This window comes from Pseudomonas sp. B21-015 (assembly GCF_024749285.1).
Classification (GTDB): domain Bacteria; phylum Pseudomonadota; class Gammaproteobacteria; order Pseudomonadales; family Pseudomonadaceae; genus Aquipseudomonas.
Window position 1 is genome coordinate 3,870,141 of sequence record NZ_CP087196.1, and the last position, 17,629, is coordinate 3,887,769.

Genomic DNA, 17,629 nt, shown 5'->3' on the forward strand with positions numbered 1-17,629 from the left:
GACGGAAGCCATTTGCAATTTTCCTTCGGGCCGAGGTCTGCCAGCCATCGGTGAATCCGATACCCAATCTGCCTTTGCGCGAGTGAAGTTGCCAGCGTCGCGCCCAGTATCCAGAGTGGATTGTTCAGCAACGGTCATTTCTGCTTCACGGCGCCCTTGAGTCTCCTCTTCCAGCCCCTTCTGGGAAGGCAGGATCAGTTCGTGAGCCAGATAAAACGCTTCCAGCCGCGAGGGGCGACGATCAAAACAACATCACCAACTGCGGCTGCCGCGCGCTGTCCAAGTCCAAAGGATCCAGCACGGCAGCTGGTAACGTCAATACGGTGATGGCCGATATCAGGATTATGCGTTTGAGCTTCGCGTTGGCATGAGTTCATAGTTGAACAGATAGTAATGCTGCCCATCACGAACATCTATTTCCATCGTGCCGCTGAGTCCCTCCAACTCGCCAGTACCCGAGTCAGGTACGACCTGAATGATCAGTGTTCGCTGGCCTCTGTCCATAGTTCCAAAATGCATCAACACAAAGCTGCCTGGCCTTCCCGCCAGATTACCCTCAACACGCTCCATCGCCACATAGCCGGCAGATCCCGGGATTGTCGAGAGGGAGGCAAGCATCTCTCCCAGACTATTGGCCTCCAGGCCTCCCTGAAATGTTTTGTGTATGGCCTTTCTGCTCAGTTGAGCGGCCTCGGTACCGGGCGCAACAGAGTGGACGGGTAGTTGGACGTCGAATGTTCCCTTGGCTTGCATGCTGTCATCTCCATCAAAAATCCAGATAATGCCGTACGGTCTAAACCAGACGCAGTTGTTGTCGACGCTAATCCCTCGACTGTTTAGAGTCCGTCTATGCCGAGATCAGTGGCCTATTTGACCGGTCCACACAGTCGGACCTATCCCTGATTTGCATTGGAGCAGATGGCGACCGAAGATGATTGGAAAAACACGACCAGGCTCTACTGTTATCCTGCAGCCCGCACGAGGCGTCCTTAATCAGCGATTGAAGGGCCCACAGTTCACTCACATTCGCGAGGTGCCCTCAGTCCAGTTGGCGGCATGGGTAGAACATTATTGGCATGTCAGCTGGAATCTCAGTGATCAGCCTGTACAGCAACAGGAAACCCTGCCTCACCCCAATGTGCATCTCGTTGTGGAAAGGGGTCAGGTCCATGTGTGGGGCCCCCGTCGTTCCCGCTTCAGCAAGACGCTGTCTGGCAACAGCTGGGCGTTTGGAATCAAGTTTCGTCCCGCCGCATTCCAGCCATTTCTGGGCGGACCTGTCAGCCGGTTGGCCAACCGATCGATCCCGGCCTCTGAGATTTTTGGGACGGTGGTCGACAGGTTGGCCGAGCACATCGAATGTCCGGGGATGGCGAACCTGTGCGAGCAATCAGAAGCGTTGCTGTGTCACTGCTTGCCGCAATCCGATGAGCGTGTACAACTGCTCAATGACCTCATCGCCCAAATCGCGTCAGACAACAGACTGACAACAGTGGCACAACTCAGTGAGTTGTCCAGTGTTAGTGAGCGGCAGTTACAACGCCTCTTTGCCCATTACGTTGGCGTAAGTCCGAAGTGGGTGATTGCCCGATACCGGTTACATGAAGCACTGGCCCTGCTGCAGAGCGGCGAAGCCAGGCCGGGGACGGATCTCGCGCTCGAGCTGGGTTATTTTGATCAGGCACACTTCATCAGGGACTTCACTCGGATGGTCGGTCTGGCACCCGCAAAATATGTCCAGACGCAAACGGCTCTGTTGCAGAACTCTGATGCGAGGTGAGTCTCCCCTTCCTCCAGGCGGACTTATCTCACTCGCACCGTCATCGGTACTCCAAGTGCAGTGATTCGATTCAGGATCACTGCCTGCACCTGCAACTCTGCAACCTGATGATCAAAGCCCCGTGCCATTACATCTTGTCCAAGGCGCCGACAGCATCAAGTCGTACCAATCCTCTGAATCAGTACTTCGCCAGTTCTGCGCCACGTGCGACAAAATCCCCCTACCCCGCACTCAATTCCCACAACACATCCAGCACATGTTGCGTAGGCCGTTCGATGTCCCGACTACGGTGGGCAATACCCAGTTGCCGCCACAACAAGGGCTTTAATGGCCGCATGACGATCCTGGTATCGGGCAATGGCGTGGAGGCCTCATGCGGCAACAACGTCGCACCATAGCCAGCCGCCACGAGGCTTTTGATCGCATCGTTGTAGTTCAGTTGAATACGCGGCGCAGGCTGCCGTCCGCCGCTGGCGAACCACTCCGAAGTCAAGCGTGAAAGACGAGTGGTGTTGTCATTCAGAATCAATGGCTGAGCGGACAGCCAGTCGGGGGTCACAACCTCCGGGGATTCCCAGCGAGCCGGCAAGAAGGCCATGACCGGGTCCCGTCGCCACGGCTCGATCCGCAAGCCCTTCACCGGAGGCTGCGGCAGCGCGACCAAACCGATCTCTAAAGAGCCCTCGGCAAGCTTCTTCAAAGTTTCCTGCGACGTGAGCACCGCGACCTGCACATCGATAGCGGGATGGCGCTGGCTCAACGTCTCCAAAGCTTGTGGCATCAACTGTGCGATGGCCCCTGTGGAGGCACCTAGCCGCACACGCCCGGCCAATCCCTGTACCTGACGTTCCACCTCCTCAAGCGCCTGCTCCGCATCCGCCAACAGCCGTCGCGCACGCTCCACCAGTGTGTTCCCGATCGCTGAAGGCTGAACGCGCCCACGCGTGCGCGACAACAGCTTGCCACCCACGCGCGACTCCAGGTCGGCGATATGCAAACTGACCGTGGGTGGCGCAAGGTGCAGCACACGGGCCGCCTCGGCAAACGAACCCAGATCGGCAATCGCCACCAACGTACGCAGACGGTCCAGGCTGATTTCGCGCATGAGTCACTCCTTATTCAGAAAAGCTGAATCTCATCGTCTGGAAATTCAACTTTTCCTATCTTAACGCTTCGCTGAAGATTGGACTCCTGATTACCTGTATCCGAGAGCATTCCATGGCAAGTTCCCTTGTATTCATCGACGGCGACCAAGGCACCACCGGGCTGCAAATTCATCAACGCTTACGCGACCGGAACGATCTGCGGCTTATCACACTCAGCCCCGAATATCGCAAGGACCCGCAACGTCGCGCCGAAGCCATCAATAACTGCGACATCGCGATTCTCTGCTTGCCCGACCAAGCCGCGCGCGACGCTGTAGCGACCATCGAAAACCCCGCCGTTCGGGTGATCGATGCGAGTTCGGCGCACCGCACCCACCCAGACTGGACCTATGGCTTCGCAGAGATGAGTCCGCAGCACGCCCAACGCATCGCCGTCGCGCGACGGGTCAGCAATCCCGGTTGCTATCCAACGGGGGCGATAGGGTTGCTGCGCCCATTAGTGGAGGCCGGATTACTGCCCAGGGATTACCCGATGAACATTCATGCCGTGTCGGGTTATTCCGGGAAAGGCCGTGTCGGAGTTGAAGAGCATGAGGGAGAAGGCGCAGCACAGGCGTCGGCATTTCAGGTCTATGGGCTGGGGCTGGCACACAAACATATTCCAGAGATTCAGCAGCAAAGCGGTCTGACGGAGCGGCCGATATTTGTGCCGGCCTATGGCGCTTTTCGGCAGGGGATCGTACTGACCATCCCCTTGCAAACCCGGTTGTTGGCGCCAGGTGTGAGTGCGGTGCAGTTGCATGGGTGTCTGATGCGGCACTACGTCGATGCGAGCCATGTACAGGTGATGTCGATGCAGGAGGCTAAAGCGTTGACGTCTCTTGATCCTCAGGCACTTAACGGGACTGATGGTTTGCGATTGTCAGTGTTTGAGAATGATGAGACGGGGCAGGTTTTGTTGGCTGCGGTGTTTGACAATCTTGGGAAGGGAGCAGCTGGAGCGGCGGTGCAGAATCTGGATTTGATGCTTGCAGGAACATGACTCCGATTACCGCGCAAATCAGCGTGATGTCCTCGCAATGTCCAGACTAAAACGCTGATTTCAACTTACAGGGAAAACATCCTGTTTCGGCATAAAAAATCGAGCAAACAGTTCGGATTGTGACTTGATACTTAACTTGGCGTAAATATTGCGACGGTGAACTTTTATTGTTTCCACCGAGAGGGAAAGCTTTCCGGCTATCTCCTTATTAGAGAAGCCACTAAGCAATAATCTGAGCACATCACTTTCGCGCGCTGTTATTTGCGTACCCAGCTGGGTAATCGTTTCTGGCCATAGCGGTGGCTCGGTGAGATTTTTCTCTACGTCAAGTTCAAAACACATGCGCTGATGCATCAATGCAGTCACCCATGGCTTGATAATATCAAGCATTGTTATTTGTTCTTGACTAAAACGAACTTCACTGCCAACGGAAATGCATAACGTTCTATCGGCGTCGAGCTGGACATTGTACTGAGCCTCATCCACAGAGATGTATTGTGCAAAATATTGATGGTAATACTCAGTTTCAAGAAAGTACTCCGGCGCAATATCCAGCAGATGAAAGAAACCGCTCTGTGGATTTTCCCGATTAGCGATATAAAATGGATCCAGCAGATAAAGCCCCTTCACATAGCGATGAGTGAACGCGTCTACCTCCTCCGCATCTGCTATCTCAGGAAGACTAACAACTTGCACTTGCTGACTGCTAAATATCAATACAACCCAATTATCGATTTGGACATATTCATTCAATATACGAACAAGTGAACTCCAGAATTCTGGACGGTTCAACTGCATGATCAGCTTCCCAATCGAGCGGTGCCAAGCCAGGCTATGAAGGTCGAACGGCATTTTCTACCCCTTTAGGGTTAGGGATTCGTAGATCAGAGGTAAGTATTCGTAGGTATTTACTATTCGGTAATGCCCGGTATATTCACTTTCAGGGTTTACGATGGCCATGAGGGCACATCGTCTTGACAAGGATGTTGCATGAGAAAATCACATTTGCGAACCATTTTTTCAGCCTCGCTTCTCTGTGCAGGGATAAGCACATCAGTAGGGGCTGTAGAGCCTGGGATGTATCTGTATAACTGGTTCGGGTTTATCGCTCCGGAGACCCCAAAGGAGTTCGAGCAGGAAACCGGCACCAGAGTGCATATGGATGCGTTCGACAGCGCCGAAATCATGCAGAGCAAGGTAATGGCTGGGCGCACGGGGTATGACGTGATTGTCGCTACCTCCAATGTGTTGCCAAGCCTGATCCAGGCGGGAGTGCTTCAGCCGCTGGATCGTGATCAACTGAGCAATTTGTCACATATCGATCCTGATATCTTGTCCCAGGTCGCGGTCAATGATCCTGGCAATCGCTACGCTGTGCCCTATTTATGGGGCACCACCGGCATTGGCTATGACGTTGATAAAGTCAAAGCGGCATTGGGTGATAATGCTCCGGTGAATAGCTGGGATTTGATCTTCAAAGAAGAAAACATCAGCAAGCTCCAGTCGTGTGGCGTGGCAATGCTCGACTCTCCAAGTGAGATCATTTCGATTGCTTTGCATTACCTTGGGCTCCCCAGCAACAGTAGGAACCCGGATGATTACCAGAAAGCTCAAGCCCTGCTGTTAAAAATCCGTCCCTACGTCCGCTATTTCGATTCATCCAAAATCGACGCTGACCTGGCTGACGGCAATATTTGTGCAGTTGTGGGATGGGCTAATGGTGCCCTTGCTGCGCAGGCCATAAACGAGAAGGCCAACACTGGACGCAAGATTACTTACAGCCTTCCTCGCGAAGGGGCGCTGGTCTGGTCGGAAAATCTGGTTCTGCTAAAAGACGCGCCCCACCCGAAGGAAGGCATGGCGTTTATTAATTATATGTTGCAACCAAAAATCATTGCCAAGACCTCAAACCACACTCTGTATCCTAACGCCAATAAAGATGCCACTGAGTTTGTCGAACAGAAGCTGCGAGACAATCCCTGGATTTATCCAGACAAAAAGACCATTGCTACATTTGTTCCACTTGAGTCACTACCATTGAAGCTGGAGCGAATCCGTACACGGATTTGGACCAAAGTGAAGAGTGGCGTGTGATTTGACTTGATTTGTCGCCTGTTGCTAGATGCCAGTCTTTATTTAATACGTGGGCGTGGGGCGAGCAGCAGGTTGAGGCTATTCATGTCCGGAAAGTAAGACGCAAACGCCGATATCCAGGGTGCACTGAGCGAGTGGGTTAGTGCCTGTTACTCCATTTAGTCCGGTATTACCCAGGACGCTCTCCGGTCCATTGTTTAAACGCCCGGTGAAACGCACTCACCTCGCGCAATCGTTTGTAAAACTGACTGCTGAAGGTTCTTGCCTTGGGCTGGATTTACCCGGCTTCCTGACATTGCTGTCTGCGACAGCGTCAATTCAACACCTTATGTAAGAAGAGAACAGCGGATGTTCAGCCCAGCCAATCAGACGCCTTTCAGTTTGACAATCGACGGTTTTGAGCACGATTTTCAAGTGCTCGCATTCACCGGAGAGGAGGCGATCAGCAGGCCTTACCTCTTCAACGTGGAGCTTGTTAGCGAGCGGTCTGACCTGGATCTCGAAAGCCTCTTCGACATAGAGGCTTTTCTGACATTCGACACGAAGGGCAACGGCATTCATGGACGGGTCTATCACATCGCTCAAAGCGGTAATGATCAGCGTTTGACGCGCTACAGCCTGGCCCTCGTACCGCACCTGTCCTACTTGCGCCACCGCATCAACCACAGGATCTATCAACAGTTCTCGGTGCCGAAAATCGTCGCCTTGATACTGGAAGAGCACGGGATCCTGGGCGACGCTTGTCGGTTTCATCTGGGGTCGACCTACCCCGAGCGTGACTACTGTACTCAGTACGACGAAACGGATTTGCACTTTATTCAGCGCTTGTGCGAAGAAGAAGGTATTCACTTCCACTTCCAACACAGCGCTCAAGGCCACGTGCTGGTCTTTGGCGATGATCAGGCGGTTTTTCCCAAGATCGGGCAACCCACTGCTTATAGACAAGAGAGCGATAGGGTGGCCGACGAGCCACTGATCAAGCGCTTCAACCTTCGACTGGGGAGGAACGAGCAACAGCTAGACATGGAATACGATGACAAGCTGGAGCGTTTCGCAGGTCATGAGCACGGCAAGCAGATGCGTCTGCGTGCCATGGAGCGCCGCCACGCGGCTTATCGTCAAGCTGAAGGGCAAGGTGACCAGACCCGGTTAGTCAGTGGCCATGTTCTGGAAATCTCAGACCACCCGCGCCAAGAGTGGAACGACCTATGGCTACTGACCCAGGTCATCCACGAAGGCAAGCAACCACAGGTATTGAGTGAGAACGTCGCCAGTGGCAACACTGACAACGAGGATGACTTTCATCAGGGTTACCGCAACCGCTTTATGGTTCTTCCGTGGGACGTGTTCTATCGTCCGCCTTTGGCTCACAGGAAACCTCAGGTGCCAAGCAACCAGACCGCTGTGGTCATCGCTCTGGAAGACGAGGAGATCCAGTGTGATCAGCGCCTCGGACGGGTCAAGGTCAAGTTCCCCTGGGACCGCGAAGATAGATTTGACGACAAGAGTAGTTGTTGGCTGAGGGGGGCCTCCAATTGGAGTTGTGAAATGACGCCCCCCCGAACGGGAATGGAAGTCATGGTCACATTTCTCGAAAGCGACCCCGATCAACCACTGATAAGCAGTTGCCAGTGTTGTCGCTAACCGCAAGCCCTATCAGGGCAGCAACAGCCAGGTTGAAATTTACCCGTGCAATTACTCAGTCAAGGGCTCAAGCCAGCAGCTCGGTGATCCACCGTGCCTGCCGGGCCACGTCCTGCACCTTCTCCTCGGGCACGGCCTGCCGCGCCCGGGCGAAGTTACTCAGGGTCCGCTGCTTCTCGCGCAGCACGCGCTGCCACTTGACCAGGAACGCCGGGCTGCGGGCCTGCATCTGCAGCGGGCCGAAGTACAACTCCTCGGCGGTGTACATCACCGGCCCGGCACGCTCGGCGACGATGATTTCGTAGTCGAAGCGGTTTTCCCGCAGCACTTCCTCGCAGAGGATGCGGTAACCATTTTCCATCAGCCATTGGCGCAGTGGCTGCTCGCCGCCGTTGGGCTGCAGGATCAGGCGCTCCTGGCCGCTCAAACGCGCCTTGCCGCTGTCGAGGATGTCGCGGATTGTCTCGCCACCCATGCCGCAGATGCTGATCGCCGTGATCCTGTCTCCCGGCTCGATCGCCGCCAGGCCATTGGCCAGGCGCACGGTAATCCGCTGGTCCAGGCCGTTCTCCCGCACAGTGCGTTCGGCCGAGTGAAACGGCGTCAATGCCACCTCGCCGGCCACCGCCGCCGCGATGGCGTCACGGCGCATCAACGCCACAGGCAGGTAGCCGTGATCCGAGCCGATATCGGCCAGGCGCGCCCCTGCTGGCACATGCGCCGCCACGCGCTCCAGGCGCATGGACAATGTCTGTTCGTTCAACTGCAGCCCCTTTTCACCACGAACGTCCGGCACCTTTGGCCAGATCCGGGCGCGATTCTGTCGAGCAACGCCGTGCATTTCAAATTTATGCGATCAGGGCCATGGCTCGACTCGTCCCTACCGCTTGCGTATCGACCCAAAGCGAACCCTGGTTATGGGCCGCTTTTGGTCGACCGTTGCGCAGGCTGAGAGACTGCAATGGGTCGGTAGCGACCGGAAGAAATCCCTGGTTTTTCCCCCGATTGGGTTGCTATGGATGACCTGAAACAGCCCCGTATTTTTGGCTGACTTCGGCGCCCGCCGATTTCTGAAAGCGATCACCTGAGCAAAACACACTGTGTGAAGTAATGCGGGGCGGGCTTTCGCCGGTGCCACGTTTTTATTTCCTGATGGGTTGCTCGTACCGACGCTGGATGCGCTCCAACTCGCCAGAATGGCGCAGCTGCTCCAGGGCGCTGGCCCACGCGGCTACCCGTTCGTCTTCACAGTCGAGGCTGAAGGCAATGTACAGCGATGAACGGTAAAGCTCGATGGGAATCTGTCGCAGCGTGCCGGGGGCGATGTTCAACTGGCGGCTGTAGTAAGCCACCCCCGCATCGGTGTCGCCGACGATGATGTCGGTGCGCCCGGCGAGCAGCATGCGGTAGAGCTGCTGGCTCTCGGTTGCACTTCTGTCCAGGTTGTTGAAACCCAGCGACCGCAGCATCTCGGGCACCAGGCCGGCATGTCGGGTGGTGATCTGCGGGACCCGCAGCAGTTGTTCCAAGGAGTTCACCGGCGACGCTTTGGCCGACTGATAGGGGTGAATGGACTCTTCCACGATCGGTCCGACCCACTTGTACAACGGCTCGCGCTCCGCCGTGCGGAACAGGGAGTACATGATAGTCTTGCGCCGGGTCTTCAATGCCTGGGTGGTTCGCATACTGGGCTGCAGTAGTACCTCAAAGTCATCCCCAGTCAGCGCCATGATGGCCCGAACGATCTCCGTGGTCATGCCGGTGAGCTGATTGTTCTCCAGGTAGTTGTACGGTGCCCACTCTTCGGTAACGACCTGATACTGCTCTGCCCTGACAACAGTGCCGAGCAATAGACAGAGCAGTGCTGCAGTAGGTGTCGAAAGTTTCACGTGTTCCTCTGATTGGCTGCTCGGTGTTTATGGGTGGACCTGATTAGAAGGGCAAGATAAGCATAGACCCGAACACGCGTCTATCGGCTGGTGCTGTCCCGTAGGCCTCCACGCGAAGCTTGGAGAAGATTCTACCAACGTCATCAATCTCTATCATTTTGACAAGCGCCCCCTATGCGCCCGTTTCGGGTCGCCCCAAGAAGTAACCTTCGACATTTTCTATGGAAAGGGCTTCAAGCAGCACCTGTTCCAGGATGGCAAAGAAACATTTGATGTGGGCCTGTTTCAATGCCTGAGGCCGGGTCACCAGATAGACTTCCATATCTGGAAGTTGGAGTTCCGGGAACAACCCGATCAGGTCCTTCGCCAGAATACGGGGCAGTACTGCCACACCCATGCCTCGCCTCACCGACTCGAGCTGAGCCGCGAATGAGTTCACGCTGATCTGCGCGCGTTCCAGCCCCGCGGCCTTTGCCGCACGCATTTGCGGCAACATGTCCAGCGGAGGAAGCAAGGCAATATTGACCGCAGTGGCCGGAGTCACCCCTGGAAACCGCTTCAGATAACCTGCATCGGCGAAGACACCGTAGGCGAGCCTGCCGATGGGTCGATAAATCAGCGACGGCTCGCCCAGATGAGCTGTGCGCACGGCAATGTCTGCCACGCCGCGGACGATCTTGTGGAAGTCGGCTGTTACCAGCAACTCCACCGAGCAACGCGGGTGAAGAGAGGTGAAGCGACTCGCGGCCTCCAGTACGTAAGACGAAAATCCCTCTCCTGCGCTGACCAGGACACTGCCCAATAGCTCTGTATGTAACCCGGAGATGCCAGCAACGGTTTGACGCCTCAAGCCCGCTTCCGCAGCTTGGGCAACTTCCACGAGGGATTGGCCCCGCGAGGTCAACCAGCATCCTTCAACGCCCCGCTCGACGAGTGGCTCGCCCAGGGCGCCCTCAAGTTGGGTCAACCGGCGAGACACCGTAGACGCCGCGATACCCAGCAACTGACCCGCTTGAAGAAAGCTGCCACGCCGCGAGACGGCCAACAGCAGACGAAGATCGTCCCAATTTGCTTGCAACGCCATGCTTCATATCTTCCCTGGTCTGCATATATGCAAAGCCATTATGCAGTAGTCGCTGTTTTTCGAAAGAGGCCTCAAAGGTATATCTACAGGCCTTCGAAACGAATGGAATGGAACGGAGTGTATGACTACTGGCCCCAACGACTTTGCGGAACGCGCCGCCAGCGCCTTCAATCGCCGTGATGTGGAGGCGATGCTTGCGCTGGTTTGCGAAGACTTCATCTACTTCGATGGGATGGGGATGCAAACCGGTCGCGAATCCATGCGCAAGCGAGAAACCGCATTACTCGAAGCGTTCCCAGATGCCCAGCTAACCTTCAGCCCCTTTGCCGTTGCTGACGATCGTTTAGCACTGACCGCCTTCCTGACCGGCACCTTCACCGCACCATTGGTGATGCCGGACCGGGTGATTCCACCCCATGGCCGCCACATTGCCGTGTACTACGCCGCACATTTCACCTTCAAAGACGGGCTGGCCATCCGTGAAGAGGCCTTCTTCGACAGTGCGGTGTTGATGTCATTTTTTAGCCGATCAGGCTGAGGGTTAAGCAATGCAAAGTGTATTCGTTACTGGCGCAACCGGCTTGTTGGGCAACAACCTGGTGCGTGAATTGATCGCTCATGGCTGCGTGGTCAAAGCCCTGGTCCGTTCAAGAGCCAAAGGTGAACAGCAGCTCAACCATTTGCCGGGTGTGGAACTGGTGGTGGGTGACATGGCCGATGTCGACGCGTTCGCAGAGTCGATGCGAGGCTGCGATACGGTGTTTCACACCGCAGCGTTCTTTCGTGACAATTACAAGGGCGGCAACCACTGGGAGGCGCTCGAAAAAATTAATGTGTCTGGTACGCGGCGCTTGCTTGAGCAGGCCTACCGCGCCGGTGTACGCCGGTTCATCCATACGTCTTCCATTGCCGTGCTCGACGGCGCTCCCGGCACGTCAATTGATGAAACTTGCCTACGGGCCGAGGCTGACGCAGATGACTATTACCGTAGCAAGATCCTCGCCGACCGTGTCGTCTTGTCATTCCTGGAACGCCATCCCGATATGCATGCCTGCATGGTCCTGCCTGGCTGGATGTGGGGGCCTGCCGACATTGGCCCGACCTCCTCGGGACAGTTGGTCAACGACGTCGTACGCGGCAAATTGCCCGGGCTGATCCCCGGTAGTTTCTCCGTTGTCGATGCCCGCGATGTGGCATTGGCGCAGATTGCCGCAGCCAGACATGGGCGGCGAGGTGAACGCTATCTCGCGGCGGGCCGGAATATGACAATGCGTGAGCTGGTGCCTGTTCTTGGGCGTATAGCAGGCGTCAAGACACCCGTTCGACAACTACCGCTGCCCTTGCTATACACCTTGGCGGCTGTGCAGGAGCTCTATGCGCGTATTACCGGCAAGCCCATTCTGCTGAGCCTGGCCACGTTGCGCCTGTTGGTACGAGAGAAGGACCGCACCTGTTTCAACCACAGCAAGAGTGAACGAGAGCTTGACCTGAGTTTCCGGGCGCTAGAGCTGACAATCACCGACACCGTGGCGTGGTACCACGATCACGGTTGGTTTGAAACACATCAGTACAAGGACGTAAACATACTTTGAGCAGGAAAATAATCCTGATGCGTCACGGCCAGCCAAAGCTGGTCGCAACCGAAAAAATGTCAGCGCTCGATATGAAAGACTGGATCGAACACTACAACCGGTCCGAAATTATCAACCAACCCGTTCCTGATGCCAGCATGCAGCTCGCCACAGCCGCCACGGTGATTGTCTCAAGCAACGCGCCTCGTGCGCTGACCTCCGTCCGGGCTCTGGGCCTGAACCCAGCCCTTGTCGACGCGCTTTTCTGTGAAGCGCAACTGCCTTATGGTCACTGGAAATGGCCAAGGCTATCGCCGTTTACCTGGGCATTTCTCCTTCGAGTCTTATGGTTGTGCGGATACTCACGCAGCGTTGAATCCGTCGGCACTGCAAGAATGCGCGCCAGCACGGCAGCTCAACGGCTTCAGTTCCTTGCCAGCGAAGGACCGGTTCTGCTGCTCGGTCATGGCTTTATGAATCGAATGATCGCCAAACAACTGGTGGCGGATGGATGGATCCGCCAAACACGTAACGGCAGCCGGTATTGGAGTGCGACGGTGTATCAATATGGCGGTGTTTAACGCAGGTCTGCCCTGGGCAACCAAGATAAATTTCGTCGTAAGGAGCACCCCACCTGCGCGCTGCTCATCGCGCCCTCCCCTCTGGGCCTGACTAGCAGTAGACACCCTCCTCAGAATTGAGAAGGCAACCGCTCATTCCGTCTTGGCTGATCTTTTGGCCTTTCGCCCCCCCAAAAGCCTCCGTTCGAAATCGGCAGGTTTTGTCCCAGAGTGTGTAAAAACGTCTTAGCGAACACTTGCTATGATTTCTGAGGATTTCATCGCAAGGATCGCCCATGAAGCGCTTTATCCAAGGTGAACATCGAGGCCAAGGCACCTTACTTCCCGAGAGCCTCGACGACTACGTCAGCGATACCAATCCGGTGCGCGTAGTCGACGTCTTTGTCGACGAACTCGATCTGGTCAATCTGGGTTTTGAAGGTGCCATTCCAGCCGATACTGGCCGGCCTGCTTACCATCCCGCGATCCTGCTGAAGATCTACATCTACGGCTATCTCAACCGCATCCAGTCGAGCCGACGTTTGGAGCGAGAAGCTCAGCGCAACCTCGAACTGATGTGGTTGACCGGGCGTTTGATGCCGAACTTCAAGACCATCGCCAACTTCCGAAAAGACAACAGCAAGGCCGTCCGAGGCGTCTGTCGCCAGTTCGTCGTGCTGTGTCAGCAATTGGGACTGTTCGGAGAACATCTGGACCCCGAGCACAGAACGACGAGTTCGACGCTGGGAACATGAAGACGTATTGGAGGAGATGCAGCTTCGGCTGAGCAAAGCGCCAGAGATGATGCGAGTCCGAAAACGGACAGTTGAACATCCCTTCGGGGCGCTCAAACAATGGATGGGTGCGACGCACTTTCTGACGCGAAAGCTGGTCGGGGTGAGTACGGAGATGAGCTTGAATGTGCTCGCCTACAACTTGAAACGAGTCATGAAAATCATCGGTACCCATCACTTGATGAAAGCGCTAACAGCCTAAAAACCGGCCTGTTTTTACGTGTCCCGATGATCTGGCGCGTTGCTGGGGCGGTTAGCTCATCAGGAATGGGACATCGTGCCTTGATCAGGCTACTAAGCCGGACAGTCGCTCAGCCTTGAAGATTGAAACGGGATCTAGCGTTTTTACACACTCCGGGCCAAAAGCAGCCAGTCGGATGTGTCTGGATAATCAGGGGCGATTCAGTTCGCGAATTGGAGAGTTCGATTACCACGTTCCTGGCATTGCGAAATGCGCAGCCAACCCGCTGTGTGTGGAATGCGAAGGGAGAGGATATCTTGAACAAGATACAGCGAGCCCGTAAGGCAATGGCCTCACAGGCTGGCGGGTAAGTTATGTTCAAAACAGTACACTAGCGAAAACTTTTAAGCACGACCGAATGGGGGTGTCATGCCATGAAGGCGCGAATTGATAGCGCCGTTGTTGCTGTAGGAGCATAATGGCATATCGAATAAACCTAACTTAAGGAGAGAGTTTTGGGCAATCCGTGTAATGCTGGATCGGCTGTAATGTTCGTAGTTAAACACCGTATCGCTGCGGAAACTCTAGCCAGCCAGATTGACGTCCCGATCGAAAACATTCTTGGCCTTGCCGCACATGAGAGTCAATACGGGAAAGGTCGGTTCGCTACCGAGGGCAACAATTTTTTCTCGATGCACGCGCCAGCGCCTTTACAGACCGGCACGATAACGGCATTGGGCGATCCAAAAATGAAAGTTGCTGCTTTCACCTCATTTTTACAGTCAGGGCAGTCTTTTTGGGCGCGAGTTGGGAGTGCAGTACGCGGTAAAAAAGATCCGGGCAAGTTTAGCAGAGCCCTTGTTACAAGCCACTTCAACACAGGCGATGCGAAGACGGGCGGGCGCTTTGGGTATGCGAAACTTGTGGAAGACGCAATTGGTATGGTGAAAGCGAGAATGCAATGCGGTACATAAGTCGGCTGCAAGCATTGGTGGTTGCTGCTGCCCTGTTGGCCTGTTCGTCCGTGCTTGCGGAATCACTCAACGCAAAGAACATTCGGCCTTCCGGCTTGACAGCGGATCAAGCCAAGCAGGTTCTGCTTGTGGTACTGAGACACCAGCACTACAAGATGTCAAACCCGGATATGTGGATTGACGGTCCATGGCAGGGCGAAGAGAAAGGGACTCTGTTTCGTGCGGGATACTATGACTTCGGTTTGGTGTTCAATAACCCAAAAGGCGCGGCGTCCAATGTACTGGGCCATTTCGCGGTTAACATCTTAACCGGTGATGTGTGGGAAACCGAAAGCTGCGAACGCTTCAGTTCCGCCACCTTATCGGGAATTCAAAAACGCATTTCCGTGCAGACTGGCAAAAAACTCGCTAACGAAGAGGTGGCACGCAGCGAGATAGGCTGCGAGTAGCTGACTACCTTTTTTGATTGGGTGATAGCCGGCGATGATTTCAGCGGAGAGCGCAGCCAGTGAGTATTTGCCCAGGTGCTCGATGAGCTTCTTGGCTTTCGAGGTTTCGCCCCCTCTCACCGCCCGCGAGGTCTACCAGGTCTTGAAGGACGTCGTGCTGGGCACACGCATAATGACAAGAACCAGCAGCCAGTCGTTGAGCGAAATCTACAACGGGCTCATGCCTGTTGAGATCGACGGCTGGCGTCTCACGCTTTTCAATGACAGCGGCACCTTGGATTACTGCGAGGATTGCAGGTCAACTGACGGTCGTATCGGGTCTCTTGAAACCTGGCAGCGCTATGGCACTGACCCGGTCGACCTATTGAGTGGGTGGGAGCGTGAGCAACTTGAGCGTCTGCTGAACGTGCTCTGACGCTGTACGACCATCAATAGCCGAACGACAAGATCCCACCAAATACTCCTACTGCTATGCGGTCCTTTTGCTTAATCAGCCACCCCGATCACGCTGTAACGGTAGGTCAGCACGATGCATGAGCAACCAGTGCTGCCGCTAAACGAAAAACGCTGTATGCGATCCATAAACCCCACCTACCGGATGGCCGTGGTATGAAGTCAGGTATCCGACTCGGATGCATGCTCCCCTTGGGTTCCTACCCCAAACAACCGGTCGGCTGTCTGCCGACCTCGCTCCAACCCTTCAGCCGTCAACCAAATCGATTTGTTCTTGTTCACCGGATTACTGATGAAACCCTGTTCATGTAATCGGCTCATGGTCTCGAAGTCGAACCCTTTCCAAGCATTGCCGTTATCAAAACTGAAGGTTGCCAACAGGGCAAGCACGGCTTCTTCAATCAGTTTATCGTCGTATTCCATGATCGTTGCTCCGCTCGTATTCTTTAAGCTCACCGTAAACCCTACCAGCCAGCAAGATGGATAGCGCGTTTAACTACGCGATACCGACGAGCAGTTCCAGGGCAGTAAAGCTTCGTAATCCTCAACCGAAGAAGCCGTCGGCAGGCGCTCAAGTGCGTGGCGCAGCCACGCATAGGGCTCTTGGCCGTTGGCTTTGGCAGTCTCGACCAAGCTATAAAGTTGAGCGCTGGCCGTCGCACCTTTGGGGGTGTCGCTAAACAGCCAGTTCTTTCTTCCGATCACGAAGGGCCTGATGGCGCGTTCGGCAGCGTTGTTGTCGATCAGCAAGTAACCTTCCTCGACGTACCGTTCAAGTTTGTTCCAGTTGCTCGCCAGGTAGCTGATGGCTTTGCCCAGGGCGTTTTGAGCGGTGACCTGGGGTTGGGTCTTTTCCATCCAGCTTTTCAACTGAGCCAGCACCGGCAGGCTGTGCGCGTGACGACCGGTTTTTCGTTCGCCGTCGTTGCCGGCCTGTAGGTCGCGTTCGATGCCATAAAGCTTGTTGATCAGGTTCAGCGCGATGTCGGCACGTCCCGTCTTGCCTTTGGGCTGCACTTTTTGCGCTTCGACGAATTTGCGCCGTGCATGCGCCCAGCAGCCTAAACGCTCCACTCCTTCCTGCGCGCCCAGCGCGTTGTAACCGGCGTAATCATCGGTCATCACGTAGCCGCGATAGCCATCAAGCAGGCGCGTCGGCACCTCCTGAGCCCGGCTGGTGGAGTAGTCGAAAAGGATCACTGGTTTGTCGGGTGGGCCGCCGGTTTGCACCCACATCCAGGACTGGCTGCTGGGCTCCCGATCCTGCTCTTTCAACACCTGCACGCGGGTTTCATCGCAGTGGATGACGCGGCTTTCCAATAACTGGTCGCGCATTAAATTCAGCAGTGGTTGCAAGTGTTCACCGCACTGGATAACCCAGCGGGCCAAGGTCTGGCGCGGGATATCGATGCCATGGCGGCCCAGCACTTTTTCGAAACGGTGAAGCGGCAAACCGTCCACGTATTTGGTGGTCAGCAGCATCGCCAGCACGCTTGGGCTGGCCATGCTTTTTTCAATCAGTTGAGCGGGCTTGTCCGCAGTGACCGGTGCCGTTTCACAGGCACGGCAACCGTAGACCTTACGGACGTGTTTGATCACGCGGATTTGCATCGGCACGATTTCAAGCTGCTCGCTGAGCTCCTCGCCGATGGCGTGTTTGCGGCAGCCGCAGGCACAGGTCAGTTCATGTTCGGGCAGTTCGTGGATGACTTCGATGCGGGGGAGATCGGCCGGCAGCGGTTTGCGTTTGCCACGCCGCTGGGTCGGCGCAACAGCCTCTTCTTCTGCCGCTTCATCAATGGGCTCGACGACGCTTTCCGCCTCATTGAACAGGGCCAACTGCGGCGTTGCCGGATCAACCGTTTGCTCGGACTTGCGTCCGAACAGGCGCTGACGCAACAGCGCATTTTCTTCTTCGAGGAAACCGACTCTGGACTGCATCTTCGCAAGCATCTGCTTGAGCAATTCAGGATCATCGGGGATATTTTCGGGCATGGAAATCATGCCC

The 17,629-nt window shown here is 55.5% G+C and carries 18 protein-coding genes and 4 pseudogenes; 12 read left to right on the forward strand and 10 right to left on the reverse strand.

Annotation, left to right across the window (positions count from 1 at the left end):
- Positions 1 to 342: 342 nt before the first annotated feature.
- Positions 343 to 753 (reverse strand): DUF3224 domain-containing protein, encoded by a 411-nt coding sequence (locus LOY38_RS17215; protein WP_258696270.1) that lies wholly within the window; start codon positions 751 to 753, stop codon positions 343 to 345.
- A gap of 178 nt (positions 754 to 931) precedes the next feature.
- Between LOY38_RS17215 and LOY38_RS17220 the strand changes: the two genes are divergently transcribed.
- Entirely contained in the window at positions 932 to 1,780 is an 849-nt protein-coding gene (locus LOY38_RS17220) for a helix-turn-helix domain-containing protein (RefSeq protein ID WP_258696271.1), read from the forward strand.
- 23 nt (positions 1,781 to 1,803) lie between these two features.
- Here LOY38_RS17220 and LOY38_RS17225 read toward each other — a convergent pair.
- Both LOY38_RS17225 and LOY38_RS17230 read right to left on the reverse strand, forming a co-directional pair.
- Positions 1,804 to 1,935 (reverse strand): annotated as a pseudogene (locus tag LOY38_RS17225) (IS5/IS1182 family transposase); the annotation flags it as partial.
- 65 nt (positions 1,936 to 2,000) lie between these two features.
- Positions 2,001 to 2,885, reverse strand: coding sequence for a LysR family transcriptional regulator (locus tag LOY38_RS17230; RefSeq protein WP_258696272.1), 885 nt, complete (start codon positions 2,883 to 2,885; stop codon positions 2,001 to 2,003).
- A gap of 113 nt (positions 2,886 to 2,998) precedes the next feature.
- Here LOY38_RS17230 and argC point away from each other — a divergent pair, with 113 nt between their 5' ends.
- On the forward strand, positions 2,999 to 3,928 hold the full coding sequence (argC, locus tag LOY38_RS17235; RefSeq protein WP_408980526.1) for an N-acetyl-gamma-glutamyl-phosphate reductase: 930 nt from the start codon (positions 2,999 to 3,001) through the stop codon (positions 3,926 to 3,928).
- A 60-nt stretch (positions 3,929 to 3,988) separates the two neighbouring features.
- On the opposite strand, the gene LOY38_RS17240 is transcribed toward argC, so the two are convergent.
- Positions 3,989 to 4,780: a response regulator transcription factor gene (locus LOY38_RS17240; protein WP_258696273.1), complete on the reverse strand. Its 792-nt coding sequence runs from the start codon at positions 4,778 to 4,780 to the stop codon at positions 3,989 to 3,991.
- A 138-nt stretch (positions 4,781 to 4,918) separates the two neighbouring features.
- On the opposite strand from LOY38_RS17240, the gene LOY38_RS17245 reads away from it, so the two are divergent.
- Complete coding sequence (locus tag LOY38_RS17245; protein WP_258696274.1) at positions 4,919 to 6,022, forward strand: polyamine ABC transporter substrate-binding protein; 1,104 nt, start codon at positions 4,919 to 4,921, stop codon at positions 6,020 to 6,022.
- Between the two features lie 348 nt (positions 6,023 to 6,370).
- Positions 6,371 to 7,666: a type VI secretion system tip protein TssI/VgrG gene (gene tssI, locus LOY38_RS17250; RefSeq protein WP_258696275.1), complete on the forward strand. Its 1,296-nt coding sequence runs from the start codon at positions 6,371 to 6,373 to the stop codon at positions 7,664 to 7,666.
- Between the two features lie 67 nt (positions 7,667 to 7,733).
- Here the strand turns inward: tssI and LOY38_RS17255 are convergent, their stop codons facing one another.
- From LOY38_RS17255 to LOY38_RS17265, 3 genes are all read right to left on the reverse strand, one after another.
- Entirely contained in the window at positions 7,734 to 8,429 is a 696-nt protein-coding gene (locus tag LOY38_RS17255; RefSeq protein WP_309475852.1) for a tRNA (adenine(22)-N(1))-methyltransferase TrmK, read from the reverse strand.
- Between the two features lie 379 nt (positions 8,430 to 8,808).
- Positions 8,809 to 9,555 (reverse strand): ABC transporter substrate-binding protein, encoded by a 747-nt coding sequence (locus tag LOY38_RS17260; RefSeq protein ID WP_258696277.1) that lies wholly within the window; start codon positions 9,553 to 9,555, stop codon positions 8,809 to 8,811.
- 172 nt (positions 9,556 to 9,727) lie between these two features.
- Complete coding sequence (locus LOY38_RS17265) at positions 9,728 to 10,639, reverse strand: LysR family transcriptional regulator (protein WP_258696278.1); 912 nt, start codon at positions 10,637 to 10,639, stop codon at positions 9,728 to 9,730.
- Positions 10,640 to 10,760: 121 nt separating this feature from the next.
- On the opposite strand from LOY38_RS17265, the gene LOY38_RS17270 reads away from it, so the two are divergent.
- The 7 genes and pseudogenes from LOY38_RS17270 to LOY38_RS17300 all read left to right on the forward strand — a co-directional run bounded on the left by LOY38_RS17270 (position 10,761) and on the right by LOY38_RS17300 (position 15,168).
- A complete protein-coding gene (locus tag LOY38_RS17270) occupies positions 10,761 to 11,177 on the forward strand; it encodes an ester cyclase (protein WP_258696279.1) in 417 nt (138 codons plus the stop codon).
- Positions 11,178 to 11,187: 10 nt separating this feature from the next.
- A complete protein-coding gene (locus tag LOY38_RS17275; RefSeq protein ID WP_258696280.1) occupies positions 11,188 to 12,231 on the forward strand; it encodes an SDR family oxidoreductase in 1,044 nt (347 codons plus the stop codon).
- A gap of 17 nt (positions 12,232 to 12,248) precedes the next feature.
- Positions 12,249 to 12,791 (forward strand): histidine phosphatase family protein, encoded by a 543-nt coding sequence (locus tag LOY38_RS17280; RefSeq protein WP_258696281.1) that lies wholly within the window; start codon positions 12,249 to 12,251, stop codon positions 12,789 to 12,791.
- Between the two features lie 275 nt (positions 12,792 to 13,066).
- Positions 13,067 to 13,766: pseudogene (locus LOY38_RS17285) on the forward strand (transposase).
- A 200-nt stretch (positions 13,767 to 13,966) separates the two neighbouring features.
- Positions 13,967 to 14,116: pseudogene (locus LOY38_RS17290) on the forward strand (IS630 family transposase); the annotation flags it as partial.
- 177 nt (positions 14,117 to 14,293) lie between these two features.
- Entirely contained in the window at positions 14,294 to 14,719 is a 426-nt protein-coding gene (locus tag LOY38_RS17295) for a glucosaminidase domain-containing protein (RefSeq protein ID WP_258696282.1), read from the forward strand.
- Positions 14,707 to 15,168, forward strand: coding sequence for a hypothetical protein (locus tag LOY38_RS17300; protein WP_258700827.1), 462 nt, complete (start codon positions 14,707 to 14,709; stop codon positions 15,166 to 15,168). Before LOY38_RS17295 ends, LOY38_RS17300 begins: the two co-directional genes overlap by 13 nt.
- A gap of 24 nt (positions 15,169 to 15,192) precedes the next feature.
- Here the strand turns inward: LOY38_RS17300 and LOY38_RS17305 are convergent.
- Positions 15,193 to 15,279: pseudogene (locus tag LOY38_RS17305) on the reverse strand (integrase); the annotation flags it as partial.
- Here LOY38_RS17305 and LOY38_RS17310 point away from each other — a divergent pair.
- The gene (locus tag LOY38_RS17310) at positions 15,251 to 15,583 is read left to right on the forward strand and encodes a hypothetical protein (protein WP_258696283.1); all 333 of its coding nucleotides are present in this window, start codon (positions 15,251 to 15,253) and stop codon (positions 15,581 to 15,583) included. The pseudogene LOY38_RS17305 and the gene LOY38_RS17310 overlap by 29 nt on opposite strands.
- A gap of 200 nt (positions 15,584 to 15,783) precedes the next feature.
- On the opposite strand, the gene LOY38_RS17315 is transcribed toward LOY38_RS17310, so the two are convergent.
- Both LOY38_RS17315 and tnpC read right to left on the reverse strand, forming a co-directional pair.
- On the reverse strand, positions 15,784 to 16,044 hold the full coding sequence (locus LOY38_RS17315) for a DUF6429 family protein (RefSeq protein WP_258696284.1): 261 nt from the start codon (positions 16,042 to 16,044) through the stop codon (positions 15,784 to 15,786).
- A gap of 69 nt (positions 16,045 to 16,113) precedes the next feature.
- Positions 16,114 to 17,625 (reverse strand): IS66 family transposase, encoded by a 1,512-nt coding sequence (gene tnpC, locus LOY38_RS17320; RefSeq protein WP_258696285.1) that lies wholly within the window; start codon positions 17,623 to 17,625, stop codon positions 16,114 to 16,116.
- Positions 17,626 to 17,629 lie beyond the last annotated feature (4 nt).